At 61.9% G+C, this 22,177-nt stretch carries 20 protein-coding genes and 1 tRNA gene; 8 read left to right on the top strand and 13 right to left on the bottom strand.

Annotated features, from left to right (window positions below):
* Positions 1-111: 111 nt before the first annotated feature.
* The 12 genes from rplI to V6584_RS07185 form a co-directional block, all read right to left on the bottom strand.
* The gene (gene rplI / locus V6584_RS07240; RefSeq protein ID WP_340469814.1) at positions 112-564 is read right to left on the bottom strand and encodes a 50S ribosomal protein L9; all 453 of its coding nucleotides are present in this window, start codon (positions 562-564) and stop codon (positions 112-114) included.
* Positions 565-578: 14 nt separating this feature from the next.
* Positions 579-827, bottom strand: coding sequence for a 30S ribosomal protein S18 (gene rpsR / locus V6584_RS07235; protein WP_340469815.1), 249 nt, complete (start codon positions 825-827; stop codon positions 579-581).
* Positions 828-889: 62 nt separating this feature from the next.
* Positions 890-1,495 (bottom strand): single-stranded DNA-binding protein, encoded by a 606-nt coding sequence (locus V6584_RS07230; protein WP_340469816.1) that lies wholly within the window; start codon positions 1,493-1,495, stop codon positions 890-892.
* Between the two features lie 141 nt (positions 1,496-1,636).
* Positions 1,637-1,933 (bottom strand): 30S ribosomal protein S6, encoded by a 297-nt coding sequence (gene rpsF / locus V6584_RS07225; protein WP_340469817.1) that lies wholly within the window; start codon positions 1,931-1,933, stop codon positions 1,637-1,639.
* 263 nt (positions 1,934-2,196) lie between these two features.
* Positions 2,197-3,216: a dTDP-glucose 4,6-dehydratase gene (gene rfbB / locus V6584_RS07220; RefSeq protein ID WP_340469818.1), complete on the bottom strand. Its 1,020-nt coding sequence runs from the start codon at positions 3,214-3,216 to the stop codon at positions 2,197-2,199.
* 74 nt (positions 3,217-3,290) lie between these two features.
* The gene (locus V6584_RS07215; protein ID WP_340469819.1) at positions 3,291-4,547 is read right to left on the bottom strand and encodes an ABC transporter ATP-binding protein; all 1,257 of its coding nucleotides are present in this window, start codon (positions 4,545-4,547) and stop codon (positions 3,291-3,293) included.
* Entirely contained in the window at positions 4,547-5,395 is an 849-nt protein-coding gene (locus V6584_RS07210) for an ABC transporter permease (protein ID WP_340469820.1), read from the bottom strand. The genes V6584_RS07215 and V6584_RS07210 overlap by 1 nt, the downstream gene beginning before the upstream one ends.
* Positions 5,396-5,510: 115 nt before the next feature.
* On the bottom strand, positions 5,511-7,379 hold the full coding sequence (locus V6584_RS07205; RefSeq protein ID WP_340469822.1) for a glycosyltransferase: 1,869 nt from the start codon (positions 7,377-7,379) through the stop codon (positions 5,511-5,513).
* 52 nt (positions 7,380-7,431) lie between these two features.
* A complete protein-coding gene (locus V6584_RS07200; RefSeq protein ID WP_340469823.1) occupies positions 7,432-9,249 on the bottom strand; it encodes a hypothetical protein in 1,818 nt (605 codons plus the stop codon).
* Positions 9,250-9,344: 95 nt separating this feature from the next.
* On the bottom strand, positions 9,345-10,331 hold the full coding sequence (locus tag V6584_RS07195; protein WP_340469825.1) for a glycosyltransferase family 2 protein: 987 nt from the start codon (positions 10,329-10,331) through the stop codon (positions 9,345-9,347).
* 53 nt (positions 10,332-10,384) lie between these two features.
* On the bottom strand, positions 10,385-12,145 hold the full coding sequence (locus V6584_RS07190; RefSeq protein WP_340469826.1) for a GH25 family lysozyme: 1,761 nt from the start codon (positions 12,143-12,145) through the stop codon (positions 10,385-10,387).
* Between the two features lie 194 nt (positions 12,146-12,339).
* A complete protein-coding gene (locus V6584_RS07185; protein WP_340469827.1) occupies positions 12,340-13,131 on the bottom strand; it encodes a metal-dependent transcriptional regulator in 792 nt (263 codons plus the stop codon).
* 197 nt (positions 13,132-13,328) lie between these two features.
* Here V6584_RS07185 and V6584_RS07180 point away from each other — a divergent pair, with 197 nt between their 5' ends.
* The 8 genes from V6584_RS07180 to V6584_RS07145 all read left to right on the top strand — a co-directional run bounded on the left by V6584_RS07180 (position 13,329) and on the right by V6584_RS07145 (position 21,102).
* Positions 13,329-14,744, top strand: a complete 1,416-nt coding sequence (locus V6584_RS07180) for an Nramp family divalent metal transporter (RefSeq protein ID WP_340469829.1) — start codon at positions 13,329-13,331, stop codon at positions 14,742-14,744.
* Positions 14,745-15,021: 277 nt separating this feature from the next.
* Positions 15,022-16,467 (top strand): catalase, encoded by a 1,446-nt coding sequence (locus tag V6584_RS07175; protein ID WP_340469831.1) that lies wholly within the window; start codon positions 15,022-15,024, stop codon positions 16,465-16,467.
* A 193-nt stretch (positions 16,468-16,660) separates the two neighbouring features.
* Positions 16,661-16,748 (top strand) — tRNA-Ser (locus V6584_RS07170).
* Positions 16,749-16,931: 183 nt separating this feature from the next.
* Positions 16,932-18,467, top strand: a complete 1,536-nt coding sequence (locus V6584_RS07165; RefSeq protein WP_340486337.1) for a hypothetical protein — start codon at positions 16,932-16,934, stop codon at positions 18,465-18,467.
* Between the two features lie 33 nt (positions 18,468-18,500).
* Positions 18,501-19,169 (top strand): NUDIX hydrolase, encoded by a 669-nt coding sequence (locus V6584_RS07160; RefSeq protein ID WP_340469833.1) that lies wholly within the window; start codon positions 18,501-18,503, stop codon positions 19,167-19,169.
* A gap of 139 nt (positions 19,170-19,308) precedes the next feature.
* Entirely contained in the window at positions 19,309-19,728 is a 420-nt protein-coding gene (locus V6584_RS07155; protein ID WP_340469834.1) for an SRPBCC family protein, read from the top strand.
* Entirely contained in the window at positions 19,721-20,173 is a 453-nt protein-coding gene (locus V6584_RS07150; protein ID WP_340469835.1) for a MarR family winged helix-turn-helix transcriptional regulator, read from the top strand. The genes V6584_RS07155 and V6584_RS07150 overlap by 8 nt, the downstream gene beginning before the upstream one ends.
* A 431-nt stretch (positions 20,174-20,604) precedes the next feature.
* Positions 20,605-21,102: a hypothetical protein gene (locus tag V6584_RS07145; RefSeq protein WP_340469836.1), complete on the top strand. Its 498-nt coding sequence runs from the start codon at positions 20,605-20,607 to the stop codon at positions 21,100-21,102.
* 65 nt (positions 21,103-21,167) lie between these two features.
* Here V6584_RS07145 and V6584_RS07140 read toward each other — a convergent pair whose 3' ends face one another.
* Positions 21,168-22,160, bottom strand: a complete 993-nt coding sequence (locus tag V6584_RS07140) for an aldo/keto reductase (protein WP_340469837.1) — start codon at positions 22,158-22,160, stop codon at positions 21,168-21,170.
* Positions 22,161-22,177: the final 17 nt, after the last annotated feature.

Genomic DNA, 22,177 nt, shown 5'->3' with positions numbered 1-22,177 from the left:
GGTGGCGCCCGCACCCTTCACGGGTCCGGGAGCCACCTTGTCCAAGAACCGGATTCCGGCCCGCGCAGGGCCTCTCTCCGTGAAAGGACCCTGGCGGGGCCGGAACCGTGGCTACTTGTCCGCCGTCACCTTGACGGTGAAGCTGGCGCTGATTTCAGGATGGAGGGCCACAGTGGCCGGGAACTCGCCCGTCGTCTTGATGGTCTCCACGGAAATCGTCCTGGGATCCACATCCGCCATGGGGCGAAGGGCCTGGGCGATGGCTTCGGTGGAAATGCCGCCGAAGAGCTTGCCCGACTCGGACACCTTTGCGGAGATTTCGACCGTCTGCCCGTCGATGGCACCCTTGGCGGCGATGGCATCGTCGCGGGTGGCCATGGACTTGGCCCGGCGCGCCCTCTGGAGGGACTCGATCTGCGATGCGGCCCCCTTGGACCAGGCGAAGGCCAGGCCCTGGGGAATCAGGAAGTTGCGGGCATAGCCCGGCTTGACGGCGACGACATCACCCTTGTGGCCCAAATCGACCACAGTGGATGTGAGAATGACCTTTGTTTCCTTTGCCATGTCGGACTCCTCCCTCAGCGACCGGTCGTCGAGTAAGGCAGCAGGGCCATCTCGCGGGCGTTCTTTATTGCCTTGGAGATCTCGCGCTGCTCCTGGACGGTGACGCCCGTGATCCGACGGGAACGGATCTTGCCCCTGTCGGATATGAACTTCCTGAGGAGGGCGACATCCTTGTAATCGATGGTGTGAATCTTGGCCGCCCTCAGAGGATTCGGCTTCTTCTTGAAGGGCTTGACCGGCGGTTGCGGCCTCTTGCGTGACATATGTTCTCCTTATTGCACTTTTGAAATCTATACCTGCCCGGACCTCCGCCCGGGGTGGACTGTCAGAACTCGGGTTCGTCCCCTGATCCACCGAACTCGGTGGAGGAGCCGAACGTACCGAAGGAGTCATTGGAACCTGTTGAAGACCAGGGATCCTGGGCCGGGGCCTGCTGGGGCTGGCGGGGCTGACCCGCGGGAGCAGCACTGCCGCCTCCCTGGTAGGTGGATCCGCCCTGGTAGCCGCCGTTGGAGCCCGCGAAGCCCCCATGGCCTCCGGCAGGCGAACCGCCTCCGGAGTTCCTGGTGACCTGGGCGGTGTTGCGGGACAGGGCCGGACCTATTTCATCCAACCTCATCTCGATCACCGTGCGGTTGTTGCCCTCACGATCCTGATAGGAACGCTGGGTCAGCCGCCCCTGGGCGATGACCCTCATCCCCTTGGTCAGGCTGGCCTGGATGTTGGAGGCCATCGGATTGTAGTTGGAGTCCCATGCCGAGCAGCGCATGAAGAGGGACTCGCCGTCTTCCCACTGCCCGGAATTCCTGTTGTACTGCCGGGGGGTGGAGGCGATGGTCAGGTTGGCCACCGTTCCGCCGTTCGCAGTGGTGCGTATCTCCGGATCCGCGGTGAGATTGCCCACCACGGTGATGTACGTATCTCCAGCCATGTCAACAACACCTTTCCACAAGACTACGATCTGTCCGGGCCCGCCACTTGCAGGCCGCCGAGGGGGGACACCCCCGTCCGGCACCCGCTTGACCGGTCCCGGTGGACCCCGCGGGGTTCAGGCCACCCGGGCCCTCACAGGTTACTTGACGTCCTTGCGAAGGATCTTGGTCCTGATGATGGACTCGTTCAGGTTGAGAACACGGTCCAGCTCGGAGCTCACTGCTGGTTCGCAGGAGTACTCGACGACCACGTAGTTGCCTTCATTGTTCCCGTCGATCTCATAGGCCAGCTTGCGGCGGCCCCAGACGTCGATGTTGGCGACAGAGCCGCCTTCCTTGGTGACCACCTCAAGGTACTGATCGGTCAGTTTTTTCAGGGATCGCTCATCAAGCGCCGGATCGGCGATGAACATCATCTCATACTTGTGCGCAGACATCACCCACCTCCTTTGGACATTGTCGGTCGTGGACCTTCCACGACAGGAGGGTGTAGCGCGTCATCAGGGGCGGAGCCACCGGTATGGGGCACACGTCACATGAATAACTTTTTCATGATACACCGGCCAGGCGACCATGCCATGCCGGCTCCCCAGCCGGCGCAATCCCGCCTTCGCACCGTCCACCGTAAGGACCGGGACCGCTGGGTGGAAAGGAGGTCGTCACGCCCATGAGGACAGGCCACCCCCGCACAAGGCCCCCCTCAGTGCCCCTGCACCCTGCAGCGTTCCTCGGTCCGTTCCTTGCCTGGCCTCCACCAATCCTGATGGGTCCGGTACCAGTCGACGGTGGCTTCCAGTCCGGCGGCAAAGTCCGTATGCCGAGGCCTCCAGCCCAGCTCCCGCCTGATCCGGGAGGCGTCGATGGCGTATCTCCTATCGGCTCCGAGCCGGTCGGGAACCAGGTCATAATCATGGGCCGGCCGGCCCATGATCTGCAGTATCATTCCCAGGACCTCCCGGTCGGAATGCTCCCCGTCCGCCCCTATCAGGTAGGTCCTCCCGGAACGGCCCCTGGTGAGGATATCCCAAATGGCCCTGCAATCGTCATCGACGTGGATCCAGTCGCGCACACCTTTACCCTCCCCGTACAGGCGGGGACGGCGACCGCTGAGAATGTTGGTGATCTGTCGGGGGATGAACTTCTCCACATGCTGATAAGGACCATAGTTGTTGGAACAGTTGGAAATAGTCACCTGTGTGCCGTAGGTCCTCCACCAGGCCCGCACCAGTTGGTCCGCGGCGGCCTTGGATGCCGAATAAGGGCTGGATGGCCGGTAGGGACTCTCCTCGGTGAACCGGGCGGGGTCGGTGTAGTCCAGGTCCCCGTAAACTTCGTCCGTGGACACCTGGTGGAAGCGCAGGCCATACCGTCTGGCCGCCTGGAGCATTATGTAGGTCCCGTAGATGTTTGTCCGGATGAAGGGGTCAGGAGCTTCTATGGAATTGTCATTGTGCGACTCTGCCGCGAAGTGGACGATGCAATCCACCCGGTAGTCCTCGATCGTTGACGCGACCCTGTCGGGGTCGCAGACATCACCGCGGACCAGGTCGAACCGTTCCCGGTCCAATCCCGCCAAGCTGGCCGGGTTTGCGGCATAGGTCAGGCTGTCCAGGATGACCACGTGGGTCTCGGGATGCTCCGCCAGGACCTGACGGACGAAGTTGACGCCGATGAAACCGACTCCCCCCGTCACCAGGAGGTTATGTGGCTCATATGCCATGGTTACCCTTCCTGACCGGACGTCCGCCCGGCCCTCGTCCCCCTGTCGCCCCTCATCGAGGGAGGGCCATCCCCTCAGATCTGCCTGATCGTCATGGCCCTGTCGCTGAGGAGGGCGTACTGGCTGTTGCGCGGATCACGGACGGCGAACTCACAGGCATTGGAATCGATTGCCACGGCCAGGGCGTCGGTGGCATTCGGGTCGGCAGCGTTGGGTATGCGCAGGGAGGTGACCAGGCGGAACTCCCCGTCATTGAAGAGGTTGAGCGGCATGGAGAAGTGGACCGTGTGGTGGCCATACTCAGTCAGCTTGAATCCCTTCATGCCCGTGTCATAGGTGATGCCCCCGCGCCGGATGTCGTGAAGGGCTATGGCGAGATAGAAGTCCTCCGGCCCATCGAACCGGTACTCCACGTCGAACTTGAATTCATCGGCGCTGCTGACCACCTGTGGGGACACGGCTATGGTCTTCAGGAGGGGGCAGCGTTCGCTCAGCCCGTTCTCGTAGACCCCGTCCTTGCCGGGCTTCTTGTCGGTATGGAAGTTGTCAAGGGTGTACTGCTCTGCCACGGCGTCCTTGTCACCGCTGATGACGATCTTGCCGTCCTTGATGAGCAGGGCGTGATCGCAGTACTTCTTGATGGACTCCATATCGTGGGTGACCAGGATGACCGTCTTGGAAGGGTCCTTCTTGACGGCCATGAAATAGTCGTTGCACTTGCGTTGGAAGGCCTCGTCCCCCACGGCCAGGACCTCATCGAGGACCAGGATGTCACCCTGGGCCTTGATGGCCACGGAGAAGGCCAGCCTGACCTGCATGCCGCTGGAATAGTTCTTGAGTTTCTGGTCCATGAAGTCGCCCAATTCGGCGAATTCGACGATATCGTCATACATGGCATCCACCTCCTCCCGGGTGAAGCCCAGGAGGGAGCCGTTCAGGTAGACGTTCTCACGGCCGGTCAGCTCAGGGTTGAAACCGACGCCCAGCTCGATGAAGGGGACCAGCTTCCCCTTCACCTGGATGCTTCCCCCGTTGGGATAGTAAATCCCGGAGATCAGCTTGAGCAGGGTGGACTTGCCGGATCCGTTACGGCCGACGATGCCGAAGAAGTCCCCCCTCTTCACCTCGAAGGAGATGTCGTCCAGAACCTGCTGCTTCCGGTAGCCCTTGATCCCCTTGGTCCAGTTGATGAAGGCCTGCTTGAGACCCGTCGCCTGCTCGGTGGGGAGCTTGAAGTACTTGCTGACATGGTCGACCTTGAGGACCGTATCATCCCGGTCATCGCGACCTTGGGCCTGTGTGCCGGGCAGCTTTTCGGAATCGTTCGCCATCACATGACCTCCGCGAACTTGCGGTTGAACTTGCGGAACACGTAAACGCCAAGGACGAAGAGGGCCAGGCTGAGGACCAGGGGGACCAGCCTCAGGAAGGGGTTCCCGATCAGGTTCCAGACGGTCGGGGTGGAATCCGGGGCTATCAAGTTGTGCCTGATGTCCTGTATGGTCTGCGCTATGGGGTTCATGAGCATGAGCTTGGCTATGGTCTCCCCGTCAAGGCCCAGCACCTTCCCCTTGAGCTGTTGGACGGTCATCAACGGGTAGATGATGGGCGTGGCGTAAAAGAGCACCTGCTGGAGCACGTCCCATATGTGGGCCACATCGCGGAAGTACACGTACATGGTCGCCAGGATCAGGGTGATGCCGAGAGTGAGCAGGTAGAGCTCTGCCACGTTGATGGGCAGGAAGAGGACCCGCCAGGTGAAGTGGGCCCGATTCATGATGGCGAATATGATGACCACCACGAAGTTGATTCCCAGGCTTATCAGGGAGCCAACCGTGGCCGATACGACCACGATGTAGTTGGGGAAGTGGATCTTGCGCAGGAGGTCCCCCCTGTCGACCACCGATCTCAGGCCGACGGTGATGGCCTCGTTCACGAACTGCCAGGAGCTGATCCCCAGGAGGAGGACGACGGGGTATATGGACGTCCCGTCTGTCATGTGAAGGAACCGGGCAAAGACCAGGTACATGACGCAGAACAGCATGAGCGGCTTGAGGACGGACCAGGCCACGCCCAGGAACGACCCCTGATAGCGGAGCTTGAAATCGGTCTTTACCAGGCTTTTGAGAACCACCCAGGAATACCTGTAGCGGTCCGTGAGCCGTTTGATCACGTTCATCACGAACCCCAATCTTAGCAAGAGGGATGAAGGCGGGTGGCGGGGCAGGGCCTCTTCCACCCGACCGCTTCACTTACGAGCCTTCACCGGGTCGGGTAGAAAGGCCTTTCCCCTCTCACTTGGATGCTTCCAGGGCCTCCTTGAGGTAGCCCTTCCAGAATTCCTCGGTGGTCATCGAAGGACGGGCCTTGCGGTAGGAGGCCGCCACCGTCCTGTCGTTGAGCAGCCTCTCGGCCAGCTGGTCGAATCTGCGGACCAGGACATTGAACCGCCTGGCATCCAGGTGCCTTACGGCCCCCTTGGTCCCGGTGGGATCCACAGCCAGGACGGTACCGGCCTTGTGGAGGACCCGCCAGGGCTTGCACCAGCCGTCGTTGGGAATGATCGCGAACCCATCCCCCCACATCTTGGAGGTGAAACGGTGTCCGTATTCGGCGACCCAGTCATGTATCTTCCAACGGTAACCGATTTCCGGGTCGTTGGCATTGCGCTCGACATCGTAAATGTTGACGGTCGATGGCATGCCGGGAAGCTGCGACAGGGGCACCAGCTTCTCCGCCTTCCTGCCGGCGGCCTTGAAGAGGCGTTCGCCGACCGGGTGGCGGTAGTAGTCGGGTCCCCGCAGATAGTCCTGGATGGCGTCGCAGATCAGTTCCATGGAACTGTAATTCAATCTGCGCCCCTCGTCCAGAAGGGTCTCGCGCATATGGGCCACCAGGGCGGCGGAACTGTTCATCGCATCCGGGGTGAACGCCTCCTGGATGAGCATGTTCCTTGTGGCCAGATAGACTTCGACGGTCGGATTCCACCGCATGTCGAAGGGATCATGCCAGACGCAGATGCCGTTCATGGTCATGAACCTGACCCGGTGCCGCTCCTGGGCGCGGGTGCCGAACTCCACGTCGTCACGCCGGTAGAAGAGGGGGATGGGCAGACCGATGTCGCGGATCAGATCCACCGGAACGCAGGAATACCACCAGGCCGAGTACATTCCCGGCTGGTCGTCTCGTGGGAGGATCTCCTCGTTGAATGTTATGTCGTAGACCCTGTCCAGGAAGAGGCGGGGTTTGATGGGAAGCAGGTTGCGCTTGGGGCGGATGGAGCCGATGTCCTCCTGCTGGACCTCGAAGTTGCCGTTGGAGAGCATGGCCCCGGCCACTATTCCCTCCCTGTATTCGTCACAGGTGTAGGAGAGGAGGGTCAGTGTGCGCTTGAAGGCCTCCGGGCAGACGGTCACATCGTCGTCCATCATGAGGACGTTGGTGGCCCACCCGCCCTCAAGGGCATGGATCATCCCGGCCGCGAAGCCCCCGGCGCCGCCCACGTTGCCGTTGGGAATCAGGGTGATGCGTTCGTCGCCCTGGGTGACGGACTCCTCCAGACTGCGGCCGTTGTCGACCACGGTCAGGCGGAAATGGTCCTGCCAGCGAGGGTCGTGGAGGAGGGCCTGCTGTATGGAGCGGATGTTCCCCGTGACCTGTTTTTCCTTCTTGAAGGTGGTGGTCACGATTTCGATGCGGACGTCCCTCCCCTCCGGAAGTTCGGCCCCATAGGCCACCCGGCGCACATCGACGGGTTCATCACCGGATACCAGGGTGAAGGCCACGAGTGAGTATGGGATGTCCGTCGGATAGGCGATTTCATAGGAATACCAGCCGTCATCCGTCCTGCCGGTGGGCTCTTCCGTCGTGAGGATGAGGCGCTTCTGGGTCTTGTGGGATACGTTCCCCGTCAGGGAGACTCTCAGGGGGGCGCTGGATTCGAACCTGAGGATGGGGGTCAGGTCGGGCCTGCCCGTGTACATCCGCCACTTGCCCAGGGAAAAGGCCCCGAAATAGGTCATGAAATCCGCCCAGGTGCGGGGGGCCAGATGGAGGTCGCCATCCGTCACTCCGCTGAAGGACGGCGACTTGACATACATGAAGGGCCTGGCGCAGGAGGATGTCGTCGTATCCAGGATCGGCCGCGAAAGCTCAACGTACATACTTGAAAGCCTCCCTAAAGACTCATGCTGGGGCACAAAAACGTCTCCCAGACTACCACACGGGTTTCGGCGCCCTCTTCGCCCGTCTGGCATGGCCCGCAAGCCCCGGAAGGACCCGGAACCCGGCCGCCGGACCGGACAGCCTCCGCGCCGATGCCGACAGGCCCTGCGCGGCGAAGGGAAGGAGGAGGAGGTAGAAGGGGAGGGCATACACGCTCTTGGCCTCCCAGAAGATGTAGCAGGCAAAGCCGCCCAGAAAACCCAGGGAGAGCATGAGCACCGCCCCGACGCGTCCTCCGTCCCTGACGTGTTTGCCCATCAGACATGACACCAGACCGACCAGTGCGAAGAGGTAGATCACGCTCTGCATCACGTCGTCGTAGGAAAGGACCGAGGACCGCATGGGATCGGTCAGGAGGTGGAAGGCCAGGCCGCTGTCGAAACGGTATTCATGGTCGAACTGTGCCGCGTAGAAACCTGTCTGGAAGGTTGGGTCCGACCACTCGCTCATCAGCTTCCCGCTGAAAAAGCCCAGACCCCGACCCGGATCGCCCAGGTACTGCCCGAGCCTGTCCGCAATCGCCCTCTTGGCCATGTCGTTCATGGCCTCATAGTCGTTCCCGGTGGTGAAGTAATTGTCGAGGGCCTCAGGATGCCACCATCCGGGCATGCCGGACTTGGACCTCCCAAGGCCGATGGCTATCCATGACGATGCAGGCAGACCCCGGCCGAAGTCTTCTCCGCTCAGCCTCTGCAGCAGGACAAGCGGGAGGGATGCCGCCTTCCAGACAGCGGCGAAACAGACCGTGGACCATAGGGCCAGCAGGTACCGGCGCAGCCGGATACCCGCGATGAGAGCCGCCAGGACGATGGCGATGAGGAGGATGTTGAAGGTGCTCTTGACGACCACGGCCACCCCGCCGGACAGGAAGGCCGCCGTGGCCAGGATGATGGACCGGCTCCCCTGCAGGCAGAGGGCGGTCGACAGGAGGTACATGGCCAGGATGGCGAACAGGAAGCCGCCGGCGTTGGCATAGACGAAGGAGGAGTACATGACCATGGGGAGGCAGGTGATCATGAGGACGACGAGGATGCCGGTCCCCCTGTCATCGAGACCGGCCCGTTCCGCCAGAAGGCAGATGAGAAGGGCGGCCAGGGAGATGCAGACGGCGTTCACGAATTGAATCGCCAGGAAATTGCCGCTCCCGAAGATCCTGAAAATCAGGAGGAACCAGAGCATGGAGCCGCTCTGGAAGGGGTACCAGGAGAGGTACTGGTTGAGATTGCCCCTCCTCATCGGATCCTTGGCAAGGCACTGTGCCTGCTGTTTCGCCGAGCAGTATCCGAAAGAGAAGCTCTTCCAATCCCTTGCCAGCCACGCCTGTGCACCTCTGGACACCATCAGCGAATCCGGATACCAGGGTCTGATGCCATTGAGGGAGATGATCCAGACGCACTGGGCCACCAGGAGGAAGGACACCAGCAGGAACAACCGGCCCCGCCTGCGCATCTTGCAGATGAGGAGGCCGGCAAGGACGAGGATGGGGGGGAAGAGCAGAAGTCCGCAGAAGAAGGCCAATGATGGAAGCTGCCAGTCCAGGGGCGCCGTCTCGTGCAGAAGCGGATCGTGGGGATGGCGGTCGGCCGGAGTCCAACGGACGGTTGAAACGATGGAAATGCCGGCCAGGATGGCCAATACCACCACCTGGATGGCCAGGACCGCCCTCCCGCAGAAGGCGGTCACCCAGAGCCGTATCCTGGCAGGCCGGCCTGCGGGGGCGCCCGCATGCGGGTCAGGCTCTTGGGAGACCACTGCCCTTCCAGCACGACCGGTGGAGTCGTATGACGACTCAGAAGTGCCCTCAGGCATCAGGTTCCTTCCTCCTTGAGGCCCGGGCACTGGGGGCGCCCAAGCATGGAAACAGGAAAATCATACTCCCGCATCCTGGCTGGAGGGATCTGCCTTCACACCTCTTCCTCCACGATATAGCGGGGCCGGCCTTTGACCTCCATGTAGATCCTTCCGATGTACTCACCCAGCACCCCCATGCCCATGAGGTTGACGCCGCCCAGAATCCACACGGAACACATGATCGAACCCCACCCGGCGACCGCATGCCCGGTCGCCACGGAGACCAAGGTGTATATGAGCATGACGATGCCCACCACGGTGAAGAGGCAACCCAGACCGGTGATGAAGCTGAGGGGCTTGACCGAGAAGGAGGTCAACCCATCGACCGCAAGAGCAATCATCTTTTTCAAGGGGTACTTGGACTTCCCCGCAACTCTTTTGGAACGCCTGTAGAAGACCTCGGAGGTCTTGAAGCCCAGCGAAGGGACGATCCCCCTGAGGAAGAGATTGACCTCGTGGTAGCGGGAGAGGGCCTGCAGGGACCGCTTCCCCATGAGGCGGAAGTCCGCGTGGTCCGGGATGGTTTCAGTCCCCATCCAGTTCATCAGACGGTAGAAGCAATGGGCGGTACCCCTCTTGAAGGCGCTGTCCGTCTGCCTGTTGTTACGCACCCCATAGACGATTTCGCAACCCTGCCGGTACCTGCTGACCATCTCGTCGATGGCGTCCGGATCGTCCTGAAGATCCGCGTCCATGGATACCGCGGCATCGACCCCCACGGACAGCGCCTTCATCAAACCTGCGTAGACGGCGTTCTGATGGCCCTTGTTGTGGGCGAGCCTGATCCCGTGGGAAGTCGTCGGGTCCTTGCCATGCAGGGCCACGATCTCCTGCCATGTCGCATCGTGCGAGCCGTCGTCGACGTAGATGATGATGCTGTCCTCGGCGATGAGCCCCTCGGACCTCAGACCCTCCACCTTGCCTTCCAAAACGACAGCGGTCTGCTTGAGTGCATCCTCTTCGTTATAGCAAGGGATGACAAGGGCCAGTCGAGGCGGTTGCGCCGACTGAGACGATGACTCGCTCTCCTCCTTATTCATGACCCCTACTGTACATCAGGAACCCAAGTTGTCCGGTCACGGGCTGACGCGCCTCAGGACTTGAGCGCGCCGGTTATCAGGTCGAACTCATAAGTCCTTCCGTCGATCACATGACGGCCCTTGAGCATGCGTCCCTGCCGGTCGTAGTAAACGGTCTTGCCCCCGTTCGAATCGAGGTGCCTCCAGCCGGTGGCCCGGGCACCGGTCACCCTTTCCAGCAGGTACCAATACCCTCTGATGCATTGTTCGCCATACTGCATCCTGCCGGTCACCCGGTCATAGTGCACCCACTTGCCCCCGTTGGACGGGACCCACTGCCAGTCATGGCTCATGGCCCCGGTGACGGGGTCGAACCAGTACCAGCCGCCCCGCAGGCAACGCTCCCCATAGACCATGTGACCCGAGGGGTCATAATGGACCCACTTGCGGCCCTCCCTCAGGAAGACGTCCTCATCCCGGGCCATATGCCCGTCCACACGGTCGAAGAAATACCAGTATCCGCCTATAAGGGCCTCCCCGTGGACCATGCCTCCGTCAGCCGCATAGTAGACGCGGCGGCCATCGGGAAGGACGATGAAACCATGGGCCGGGTTGCCATCCCCGTCCATCCACATCCACTTGCCTGAAGGATCGAGGATTTCCACATTTGTCGGCCTGGCATTTCCGAATGCACTGAGGTCGACCTGCGTGTCATCCCCGTCTTTCCCCGAGATGCCGGGAATCACCCCGGTCGACGTGTACTGCCAGCCCCGGTAGTTGTCCCTGAAATCGAAGAGGGGGGTCGGACCGTAACTGGCCACCCACCTGGTCCTGTCGTGTATGTACCGGCTCTTGAGATTGCTCCCCAGATAGTCCGGGTAGGAGTAAACGGAAAGATCGCGGTACCCGGCCGCTTGCATGCCGCTGAAAAAGGTCCGGACTATGGTTTCGTATTCGCTCGGCTTTGAGGGATGCCTGTTGCCGGCCCATTGGAAGGGTTCGAGATCGTAGAAGAAGGGGTAGGCGAGCTGGGCCGGGCCCAGGCCGTTCCTGCTCAACTGGCTTACCGCCTCATCGGCTTCCTTTTGTGCGTCACGGCCGTTGCGCGCATATGAGTACCAGTAGATTCCGAAGGGGATGCCCAGCCGTCTGCATTCCTTGATGTTCCGTTTTGCCTGTAAATCCAACCTGTTGCCCCAGGCGAAACCGAGGCGGATGATCGCCCCCTCGACGCCGGCCTCCTTGACCTTTCCCCAGTCGACAACCCCCTGCCACTCGGATACGTCGATGACCATCCTGGCCTGGACCGCGAAGACGGTGTCGTTGTACTTGCCGCCCTGGAAGAAAGCCTTGAACCCCTTGTAAGTCCCCCAATGGGCACCCTGCTGATTGCCTGGCAGGCCTCTTGTCAGCCCTGGGCCGCCCTGCCGCCCGGACATGGCCCTGCGGACCTCCCCCGCAGACACGGGAGTGAAGGACCGCCCCCGGCTCTTGGCCAGGGGGTCGGGCTGGCTCGTGGCGGTGCCGACAAGGGCGGGATCCGAAACCGTCTGACCTGTCTTGATGTCAATCAGGTTGCCATCACCGTCTGCGGCATACCCATCGGCCACCAGCTGGTCGTCGTCGGCGATGGTCGGGGCGATATGCCTTGGCAGCCCCACGGCGGGGTTACCCGGCATGGTCTCACGGGAGGCGAGGGGCTGGTCCCCATCGGCCCGCGCCCAGGCCTGCCGGGGCAGGGCGACCAGCAGTGACGCGCCCATGGCCAATGCGCAGGTCATGGCTATGGCCCGGCCTGCCACCTGGTTCCTGCCTCGCGTGTGATTCCTCGTCATAAAACCCCGTTCGCTTCATCCTGCGTCTGCCGCCCATGCGGACATGACGGCTGCAGACTCCGGACCGACCTGGGCCAGGTCCGACAATCACTGAGGCGTCAAAGACCGGGGATATCCGGTCTTGCAGCCTTCCTGCTCAGTGCGACCATCCTAGCAGGCCATGCCCCTCCCGGGCTGACCGATTCAATATATGGTCATTCCTCACCGATGGGGCCGACCAGACTGACCCGGATCAGCTCCGCTGCCGAATCGCCCAGTGTCAGGGACCGGACCTGGCGTGGTGACCCGTCACCGGCCCCGCCCTCCCCGTCCCGGGGGGACGGCCCCTCCCCCTGCACGGCCCCACGGACCGCATGACTGGGTCTTCCCGCCTCATATGCCGTTATGGTCAGGGTCTGCGTATAGGGGCTCCCCCTGCCCACAAGGAAACATGCCCCCGGCACAACACCCCTGTCCTGCAGGTAACGGAGCATGTCAGAATCCTCATCGCTGACCCGTTCGATCCTCACAAGACTTCCCTCCCCTGCCTGGGAGAGGGCGATGGTGGGTCTGTGATCGGGCAGGGCACCATCGGAACCGGGTATGAGGTCGCCGTGGGGGTCGACCGAGGGATGGCCCAGAATATCATCGATTCTTGCGATCATCTTGTCGGAGACGCAGTGCTCGAGGGCATCGGCCTCGGCATGGACCTCGTCCCAGCCATAGTCCAGGACCCGCACGAGAAAGGTCTCCAGAAGACGGTGGCGGCGGACCATGGTGACGGCTGACCGCCGGCCTTCTTCCGTGAGGGCTATCCCGCCATAAGGTTTGTGGGCCACCAGGCCGGCCTCGACCAGCCTGGTCAGCGCCCCCGACACGGTGGAGGGCCTCATCCCTGTCTTCTCGGCCACCGCGCTGGGTAGGACCGGGTCGGACTCCCACTCCTGGAGGTCCCATATCGCCTTGAGATAGTCCTGGGCGCTCGGTGAAAGATCCTCGACTGCCATGGGTTTCAGTCTATCCGCACGAGCCGATAGTCCCTCATTCTTCCCCTGGTGTTAAACGAATCACACGGATGGTGGTGGAAATGTATCCCTTTCGCCATTAGACTTCGAAGGGTCGAAAAATATAATTCCACGCCTAGTGCCGCGCTCCCGCCACAGGGGGCAGGGCAGTGGGGTGTCCGGCCCGGAAGGCGATGACCATGCACGAATCTGAACAGGATGGCGCTTCAAAAGGGTCCAACCCCACCGAGGGGGACCGTGAAGGCCACCCCCTCCTCCAGACCGCCAACGGGAAGTCCCTGGAGGAGATAAACGCCACGGTCGCCGTGCCCAGGTCAAAGGACGGCTTCTGGCGCAACCTCCTGGCCTTCTCCGGTCCCGGAGCCCTGGTGGCCGTCGGCTACATGGACCCCGGCAACTGGATCACCTCCATTGGCGGAGGGGCCCAGTACGGCTACCTGCTGATGAGCGTCATCCTGATCTCCAGCCTGATCGCGATGATGCTCCAGTACATGTCCGCCAAACTCGGAATCGTGACCGGGCTGGACCTGGCCCAGGCCACCCGCCTGCACACCGGCCGCAAACTCAGTTTCGTCCTGTGGATCTGCACGGAACTGGCCGTCATGGCCACCGACATAGCCGAGGTGATCGGCGGGGCCATCGCCCTGAAGCTCCTCTTCGGCATCCCCCTGGTCTGGGGGGTGGCGCTGACCGTCCTTGATGTCCTCATCCTCCTCCTGCTGACCAGGATAGGGTTCCGCCGCATCGAGGCCGTCGTCGCCACACTCATCCTGGTCATCATGGCGGTCTTCGTCTATGAGGTTGTCCTGGCAAGGCCCGACCTTCCGGCCATGATCGAGGGCTTCATACCCAGGCGGGAGATACTGGGCAAGGGCCAGCTGACCATGGCCCTGGGCATTGTGGGCGCCACGGTCATGCCCCACAACCTCTACCTGCATTCCTCCATCGTGCAGACCCGCGACTTCGACCGCACGGACGACTCCCAGGTGTCCAACGCCGTCCGCTTCGCCACCTGGGACTCCAACATCCAGCTGACCATGGCCTTCATCGTCAACTGCCTCCTCCTCGTGCTGGGAGCCGCCATGTTCTTCGGCCACGGGGAGGGCCTGGATACCTTCACCGCCCTCTACAACGCCCTGGGCGACAAGACCATCGCCGGCCCCGTGGCCTCGGGCCTCCTGTCCACCCTCTTCGCCGTGGCCCTCCTGGCATCCGGTCAGAACTCGACCATCACCGGCACCCTGACCGGTCAGATCGTCATGGAGGGCTTCATCAGGATGAGGATCCCCCTCTGGCTGCGTCGGCTTGTGACACGGGTCATATCAATCATCCCCGTTCTCATCTGCACCATAGCCTTCGGCGGGAGGGAATCGGCCTTGGACAACCTCCTGGTCTACTCCCAGGTCTTCCTCTGCGTGGCCCTGCCCATATCGATGATCCCTCTGGTCTGGTTCACCTCATCAAAGAAGATCATGGGCAAGTACGCCAATCCCAGGTGGCTGGCCTTCATCGCCTGGCTGGTCGTGGCCATCCTGACCGGATTGAACGCCCAGCTGGTCATCCAGGATGTCGGTGAACTCATGACCCTCCTGTGAGGCGGGCGTCCGCACCGGCATGAGGGCGGGCCGGGGAGCCTGCCCTGTCCTTCAAATCAGGTGCTGTCCGTCCCCGCCTCGGAACCCCCCTTCATTACCGCGAATCCGCCTTTCCCGTGGATAGTCTGGATGCAGTCGGCGGCACACAGACCGCCGACCCGATCAGCGCCGGGGCGGAAAACCGGTGAGGGACATATCTGCGCCTTTCCGACGGCATGCCCCATCACCCGCCACCAGCCGAAGACGACGATGCGACGGCGCCAGGGAACGGAGACAGATGATGAATGACAGATTGACGACCAATGAGGGCCAACCCTGGGCGGACAACAACCACAGCCAGACGGCCGGCACCAGGGGGCCGATCCTCTTGCAGGACTACCAGCTGCTGGAGAAACTGGCCCATTTCAACCGCGAGCGCATACCCGAGCGCGTGGTCCACGCCAAGGGTGCCGGGGCCAAGGGGACCTTCACCCTGACCAGGGACATGGGGGCCTACACCAAGGCGGACCTCTTCAACGGGGAGGGGAAGAAGACCCCGATCCTCCTGCGCTTCTCCCAGGTGGCCGGCGAGGCCGGCTACCCGGACACCCTGCGCGACGTCCGCGGCTTCGCCCTGCGGTTCTACACCCAGGAGGGCAACTACGATGTGGTGGGCAACAACACCCCCGTCTTCTTCGTCAACGACCCCCTCAAGTTCCCGGACTTCATCCACTCCCAGAAGCGGGACCCAGCCACCCACCTGCGCAGCCAGGAGATGCAATGGGACTTCTGGTCCCACTCGCCGGAGTCGGTCCACCAGGTGACCTACCTGATGGGAGACCGTGGGAACCCGGCCAGTTACCGGACCATGAACGGCTACGGGAGCCACACCTTCAAGTGGGTGAACGCCCAGGGCGAGCAGTTCTGGGTCAAATACCACTTCATCAGCGAGCAAGGGGTGCAGAACATGACCAACGAGACGGCGGCCAAGGCCGCCTCCGAGGACACGGACTACCTCCTGCACGACCTTTACGATGCCATCGAGAGGGGGGACTGCCCCAAGTGGAAGGTCTGCGTCCAGATCCTGCCCTATCAGGAGGGGCTGGACTACAAGTACGACATCTTCGACGTGACCAAGGTGGTCTCCAAGAAGGACTACCCCCGCATCGAAATCGGGGAGTTCGTCCTGGACACCAACCCGACCAACTACTTCGACGACGTGGAGGAGGCGGCCTTCTCCCCCGCCAACTTCGTGCCGGGCATCGAACCTTCGCCCGACAAGCTCCTTCAGGGCCGCCTCTTCGGCTACAAGGACGCGGAGCGCTACCGTCTCGGGGCCAATTACGAGCAGCTGCCCGTCAACCGTCCGGTCAACGGGGTGCACAACTACGAGCGTGACGGGTTCATGGCCCAGGGCCAGGACGGCTCTGTCAACTACGAACCCAACAGCAAGGGGGGACCGGCCGAGGTCCCCGATGCACGGATGCACGGGGATGCCGTGCAGGGGCAGACGGAGTACTCCCGCCCCTACGACCAGGACTACTATTCGGCCGCCGGCCGCCTCTACCGGGTGATGAGCCCCGAGGAGCGGGACCGCCTGATCGACACCATCCGGGGGACCCTGGGCACGGTGGACAGCCGGGAGATCAAGGTCCTCGAGACCCGGCAGTTCTACAGGGCCGACCAGGAGTACGGCCGGCGGGTGGCCGAGGCCCTCGGCCTGCCCCTGGAGGAGGTCGAGTAGGCCCGGACCGGACTGGCAGGCGGCCGTCCTCCCATTGGCGGTCCACCCGCCGTAACCGGTCCTGAGCGGTTGCGGGACCCGGGATTGCTGGCGACACGAGGGCGGCCGCGGACAATCCCGGTCCTGTGCTAACATTTGTGAGTTGCCCTGAGCAGGCGGTGTGGTCACCATGGCGCAGGTTCGTGGGTAACGTGGAGGATTCGCCTAGTGGTCTATGGCGCACGCTTGGAAAGCGTGTTGGGTTCACGCCCTCACGAGTTCGAATCTCGTATCCTCCGCCAGCAAGGGTCCTGGACGGAAGTCCGGGGCCTTTTTCTTATGCCCGGAACGGCGGTTCCCCAACGTTTCCGTCGGGTTCCGGCCGGGTTCCGGGCTTTCCGTCCGGTGCCTTTTGATGACATTAGAAGCGCTCTGCCGGGTGATGAGTCAGAGGCCTTGTTTCGCCGATGCCCTACCATGAAACCATGGATCACGGCATACGCTCGGATGCAATCATGCTGACGAACTTCGACTCCGAAGAACAGTTGAAGGATTGGAACCGGGTCAGGAAAGAATGCAATTGCACGCAGGCCGTTGAACCCGGTTTCTGGTTCAAGGAGCCCGGCCACATCAGCTCCTGTGAAAAAACACTGAGGGACAATCCGGCCCTGGTACGACGGTTCGCAGGCATCGCCAGAACGGCCTTCCTTTATTCACCAAAGATTCTTCTGACCGAAGCCGAACTGTTCGACGGCATCTTCTTTCTGGCTCTGGGTCCTGACATGATCCTTGATCTTCTGGGACAGACCAACCGCGACTGCCCCGCAATCGTCGTGTCGGGCCGGCATCGGACCTTGGAGCAGTGTCTGCTCCACTTCACGACCGATCCTCGTTCCAAAGACCACCCTGAAACGGGGCGAAAAGGCAATCAGCCGGATATCGGAGCCCTTCGCCCCCTGCAGTATCAGGTCCTGAACAAGACCATCACCGCTGAAGACAGCAAGCGGACAGCGCCCTTGATCGAAGCGACCCTACAGGCCGAGGCAGGCCGGGATGATACGGTGGCGCACACGATCGCCCGCCTGTATGGGGCCGTCTTCACCGGGTCGGGTCAAGGCGGGGGAAAAAGCGCGGACGACAGTTTCAGATTCCTTGGTCAGCGGTGGCAGGAATGGATAGATGCGGAGCGTCAGGGACGCATCGAATACGAATCACAGGCAGACCGTCCGCATCACTCCGAAGGCAAGAGTTTCTATGACAGTTTCCTGCCCATAAGCCGGGCCAATTCCGACCGACTCCGGCAATGGTGTTGCGGCAGGGGGGAGGATGAGGCGGCAGCGGACACCTTCTTGAAGACCCTGGACAATATAAAGGGAGAGAACAGACGGTCCCAGGCTTTTGCCCTTATCGACGAATCCGCCCTGCCGGTTGAAGGTCAAGGGGGTCATGATTCGATGGGATGCGACCGGCGGACCCTGAAAGACTGGTATCAATTCGTATACCGTGCCGCCATGGCCGATTTCCTGGGCTGTCATCTGATGGCTGTGCAGACGGAGCCGAATTCGTACGAACGCTATGCGGGCGGCAACGGCTCCGAGGCCTCCCTCTTCCTCTCCGGAACCATAACCCGGCTGCTGGCGGAGATGCCGAATCCAAGATTCGTCGGATTCTGTTACGACTCCAGGACGGCCATCGGGCAATGGCGGGACTGCAATCCTGGCGACCCTGCCGGCAGGCAGAAGAAATACATCCGGAACCTTGCATATTGTGTCCAACAGGCAGCCCACCAGTTCGACCGGCAACATGAGAACATGAAGATATTGAAGCAGTTCCTCGCCACATTGGCCATCGCCCTGGTCTCCGTCTACTTTGACAACGTCATCCTGTCCGGACCGATTCCGATTGCCCTGATTCTCTTCGCCGGCTGGCTGATCGAGGTTTTCCCGGAGATGCTGACCATGCTGGATTGGCTGCGCGACCAGCGCTCAACCTCTCAAACCATCGTATTCGGGAAACGGTAAGGTCATGATGACGCACATGATTCAGGAGGTCAGATGATGAAGGACGACCGCGCGACAATCGATCCGAATGCGCAGATGCCACCACAGCCCTCACCCCTGCAAGTCCTGTCGTCGCGTCAGGTTTTCCGTGAACGGGGCGGAGCTGATTTCACCGTGACAGCGGTAGACGTGACCGTGCGTTCAACCGGTCAGCCCATGACCATACATGTCGCCTCCGTCAAGGACGGGCGCCCCGGTGCGGTCTGTCTGGCGGTACTGGAGGGGAACCGTCAGGAGTTCTACCTTCTGGCCAGGCACTGGCGCGTGGCCATAGGGACCTGGCAGTGGGAATTCCCCCGCGGCATGGGTGAACCCGGCGAATCGCCGGTGCAAACCGCCATCCGCGAGCTTGCGGAGGAAACCGGTCTGACCGCCGACCCCTCCCAGGTGTGCGAGCTTCACCGCATCCACGCCGATCCGGGTGTCATGAGGGACGATGTGCGTGTCATGGAGCTGACCTTCCCTTCCCCACCAGGCTCCGATGAGGGAGCAACCGGCACCATCCCCATGCAGGCCGGCAGCGGGGGGACCGATTGGGAGTTGTCGAATCTCCAGTGGGTGACATCACGACGGATCAGAGAGATGATTCAATGCGGCCAGATCATCGACGGCCTCACCATCAGCTCCTTTGCCATCCGCGAATTCGAACGAGGCACCGAGTAGTCCGCTGCCGGAAGTCGTCAGGGTCCCGCCCTCCTTCCGGCTGAGCCCCGCCTTGTGCCCTCCGTGATGGGTAGAGATCGGCTTGACAAGATATTATAAGTGTATATATAATATGTGTACTTATAAAAAAGGAGCACATATGAAATTCAGCTATGAAATGACCACGGACCTTTCCATGGAACAGCTGTGGCCCTACTATGCCGACGTCAAGCGTTGGTTCGCGTGGGAGAGCGACCTGGAGGACATCGAACTGGACGGCGCCTTCGCCACCGGGACCACCGGACGGATGACCATGACGGGTCAGCCCCCCATGCCGTACACCCTGGTCAAGGTGGAAGAGGGACGGTCCTTCACCGACAAGTCGACCGTTCCGGATGTCGGCGATGTCTATTTCGCCCACGAACTTGCCGAGAGGGATGGCAGGACGCTGATCAGGCACTCCGTGGAATTGGTCCCCGTCGGGGGTGTGGACACCCCAGACACCGCCCATGCGGCCGCAGGAATCTTTTCGGACGTGCCGGATTCGGTCTTCGCTTTGATAAAATCTGCGCGTGAGTGATTTCCCGTCCGAATACGGCCAGAACGCCTCGGGCTCCGTCGGCCTTTCCTTCATCCGGGTCTACAACCTCTGGCACAAGCAGGTCAAGGACGCCCTGAAGGGGATCGGCCTGACCCATCCCCAGTACGTGGTGCTTGCCTCCCTGGGGTATCTGGCCCAGCAGGGCAATGAGATAAACCAGGTGGATATCGCCAGAAACTCGGACATCGATGTGATGACGGTATCCACCATCCTGCGCAACTTGGAACGGGGAGGGCTGGTCACCAGGCGGACCGCCCCCGACGACCAGCGCGCCAAGACCGTCACAATGACCCATGCAGGCCGGTCGATCCTGAAGCGCGCCCTCCCCCTGGTCGAGGGGATCGATGCCGATTTCTTCGGTGCCCTGGGCAGGGACGAGGCCGCCTTCAACACGATGCTTCTCAAGCTCACGGTTGACCGGTAAGACCCCCGTGGGCCGGACGCGATCCGACCCGCCCCCACATGCAAGTCCGCCTTCCGCCGGAAGGCGGGGTGAGCCCTGACGCAGACGCCCGGAGATGGGCGCGGCACAGGCCATGAGTGCCCGGAAAGGTCCGCATTGCCGCAGGCCAGAGTCCGACCCGCCCCAAAACCAGGCCGTCCCTCCGGACGACGCATGCTCCCCTGCCCAACGATGCGATGGCGCATCGGTCTTCGATTGGATCAAAACCAGCCGAAGAGGGCACGGGACCCCTCCCGCAATCCATGTCAAGTTTCCAGGGGACCGCCTCAGCCGGCGGGACCTCGGCATGCCCATGTACGGCCCAAGCAGACCGGGATCCATGTGCCGGCGAGGTCCTGACGGACTAGTATTACTTCACACGTCCCGACTGAACATATGGAAGGTCGAAAAAGGTGTCCTATTTCATTGCCTTTGTCTCGCTGCTCAGTGATTGGCTGCTTTTTTCCTTCCCCCTCTACCAGGGTCTGATGGAATTGAACGACTACCAGGAACTCCTGGTGAACTTCGACGAAATCAGCGGTAAATGGAAGATGGTGTCACCCTGGTGGTGGCTGATTCCTGTCGTCAAGATCCAGATGGAGCGGACCAGGGGGTACCACATACTGCGTGAAGCGACCAAGAGCAAGAGCGAACGGCACAGGGCCATCAGCTTCATCGACAAGGCCACTGCCTGGTACTTCGTGGCACTGGCAGGCTGGCTGAAGATGATCGCCTCCTCCTATGAGCTGCTGGAGGCCTTCGGGGCCGAAGAGGATGTCTGGATCCTCCTGGTCATGGTCATCGTGATGACGGCCATCGGGCTTTTCAACGCTTACTACCGGATCAGCAAGAACCGTGTCCATAAGAAAGAGGAGCAGCTCAAGCCCTCTTCCGAGGTGGCCGACCGCTGATCCCGCGTCTCCCCCGCCATCGGGATGGCCGCCGGGCGGGGCGGGCACCAGGCCCGCATCTGCGATCACACCGGCCTGTTGTCAGCCATGACCCCGACCAGGGGGTGGGGGGCGTAGGGCTCCTCCAGATAGGCGGCATCCTTCAGATCCAAGTCCAGATCCACGGCCGCGGCCGCATCGTCGACCTGGTCGCCCCGGGTGACGCCGACCACCGGGGCCGTCGTCCTGCCCAGAAGCCAGGCCAGGGCAACCCGTGTCATGGAGACTGAGAGACGATCGGCGACCTGCCCCAGACGGGCGATGATCTCCGCGTCATCCTCACGGCCGGCACCGTACTTGGTCTTCGCGTAGGAGTCTTCCTCCATGCGACGGGAAGATACGCCGGGCTTCCTGGACAGGCGGCCGGCCGCCAGCGGACTGTAGGGCGTCATGGCCAGCCCGTCATGGCGGCACAGTGGGACCATTTCCCGTTCCTCCTCCCGGAAGATCAGGTTGTAATGTCCCTGGACCGACACGAAGGGAACGAAGCCCTCCGCCCCGGCCAGGGCATTGGCCTTGGCCAACTGCCAGGCATAGCAGTTGGAGATTCCCACGTATCGGGCCTTGCCCTGACGGACCACCCTGGTCAGGCCGTCCATGACCTCCCAGAGGGGGGTGCGGTAGTCCCACATGTGATAGATGTAAAGGTCGACGTACTCCATGCCGAGGTTGGTCAGGCTCTTCTCCAACATGGCCTGCACATGTTCCTGTCCGCTGACCCGGCCTTCGACCTCCTCATCGGTGCGGGGGAGGAATTTGGTGGCCACGACCATTTCCTCACGTCTGGCGTGGTCGGCCAGGAAACGCCCCAGGAAACGCTCGCTGGAACCGCCCTGATAGGCAGCGGCCGTGTCGAAAAAGTTGATTCCTTTCTCCAGCCCCCTTTCCATGACGGCGCGTGATTCCTTCTCCCCCAATGTCCAATGGTGAAAGCCGGCAGTGGAGTCGCCGAAGCCCATACACCCCATGCAGATCCTCGATACGGTCAGATCCGACGAACCAAGTCTCGTGTATTTCACAGCATCCCCTTCCCATC

The sequence above is a fragment of the Bifidobacterium favimelis genome, from assembly GCF_037963085.1.
Taxonomy (GTDB): Bacteria; Actinomycetota; Actinomycetes; order Actinomycetales; family Bifidobacteriaceae; genus Bombiscardovia; species Bombiscardovia favimelis.
This window is presented reverse-complemented; position numbering and strand designations above follow the sequence as displayed.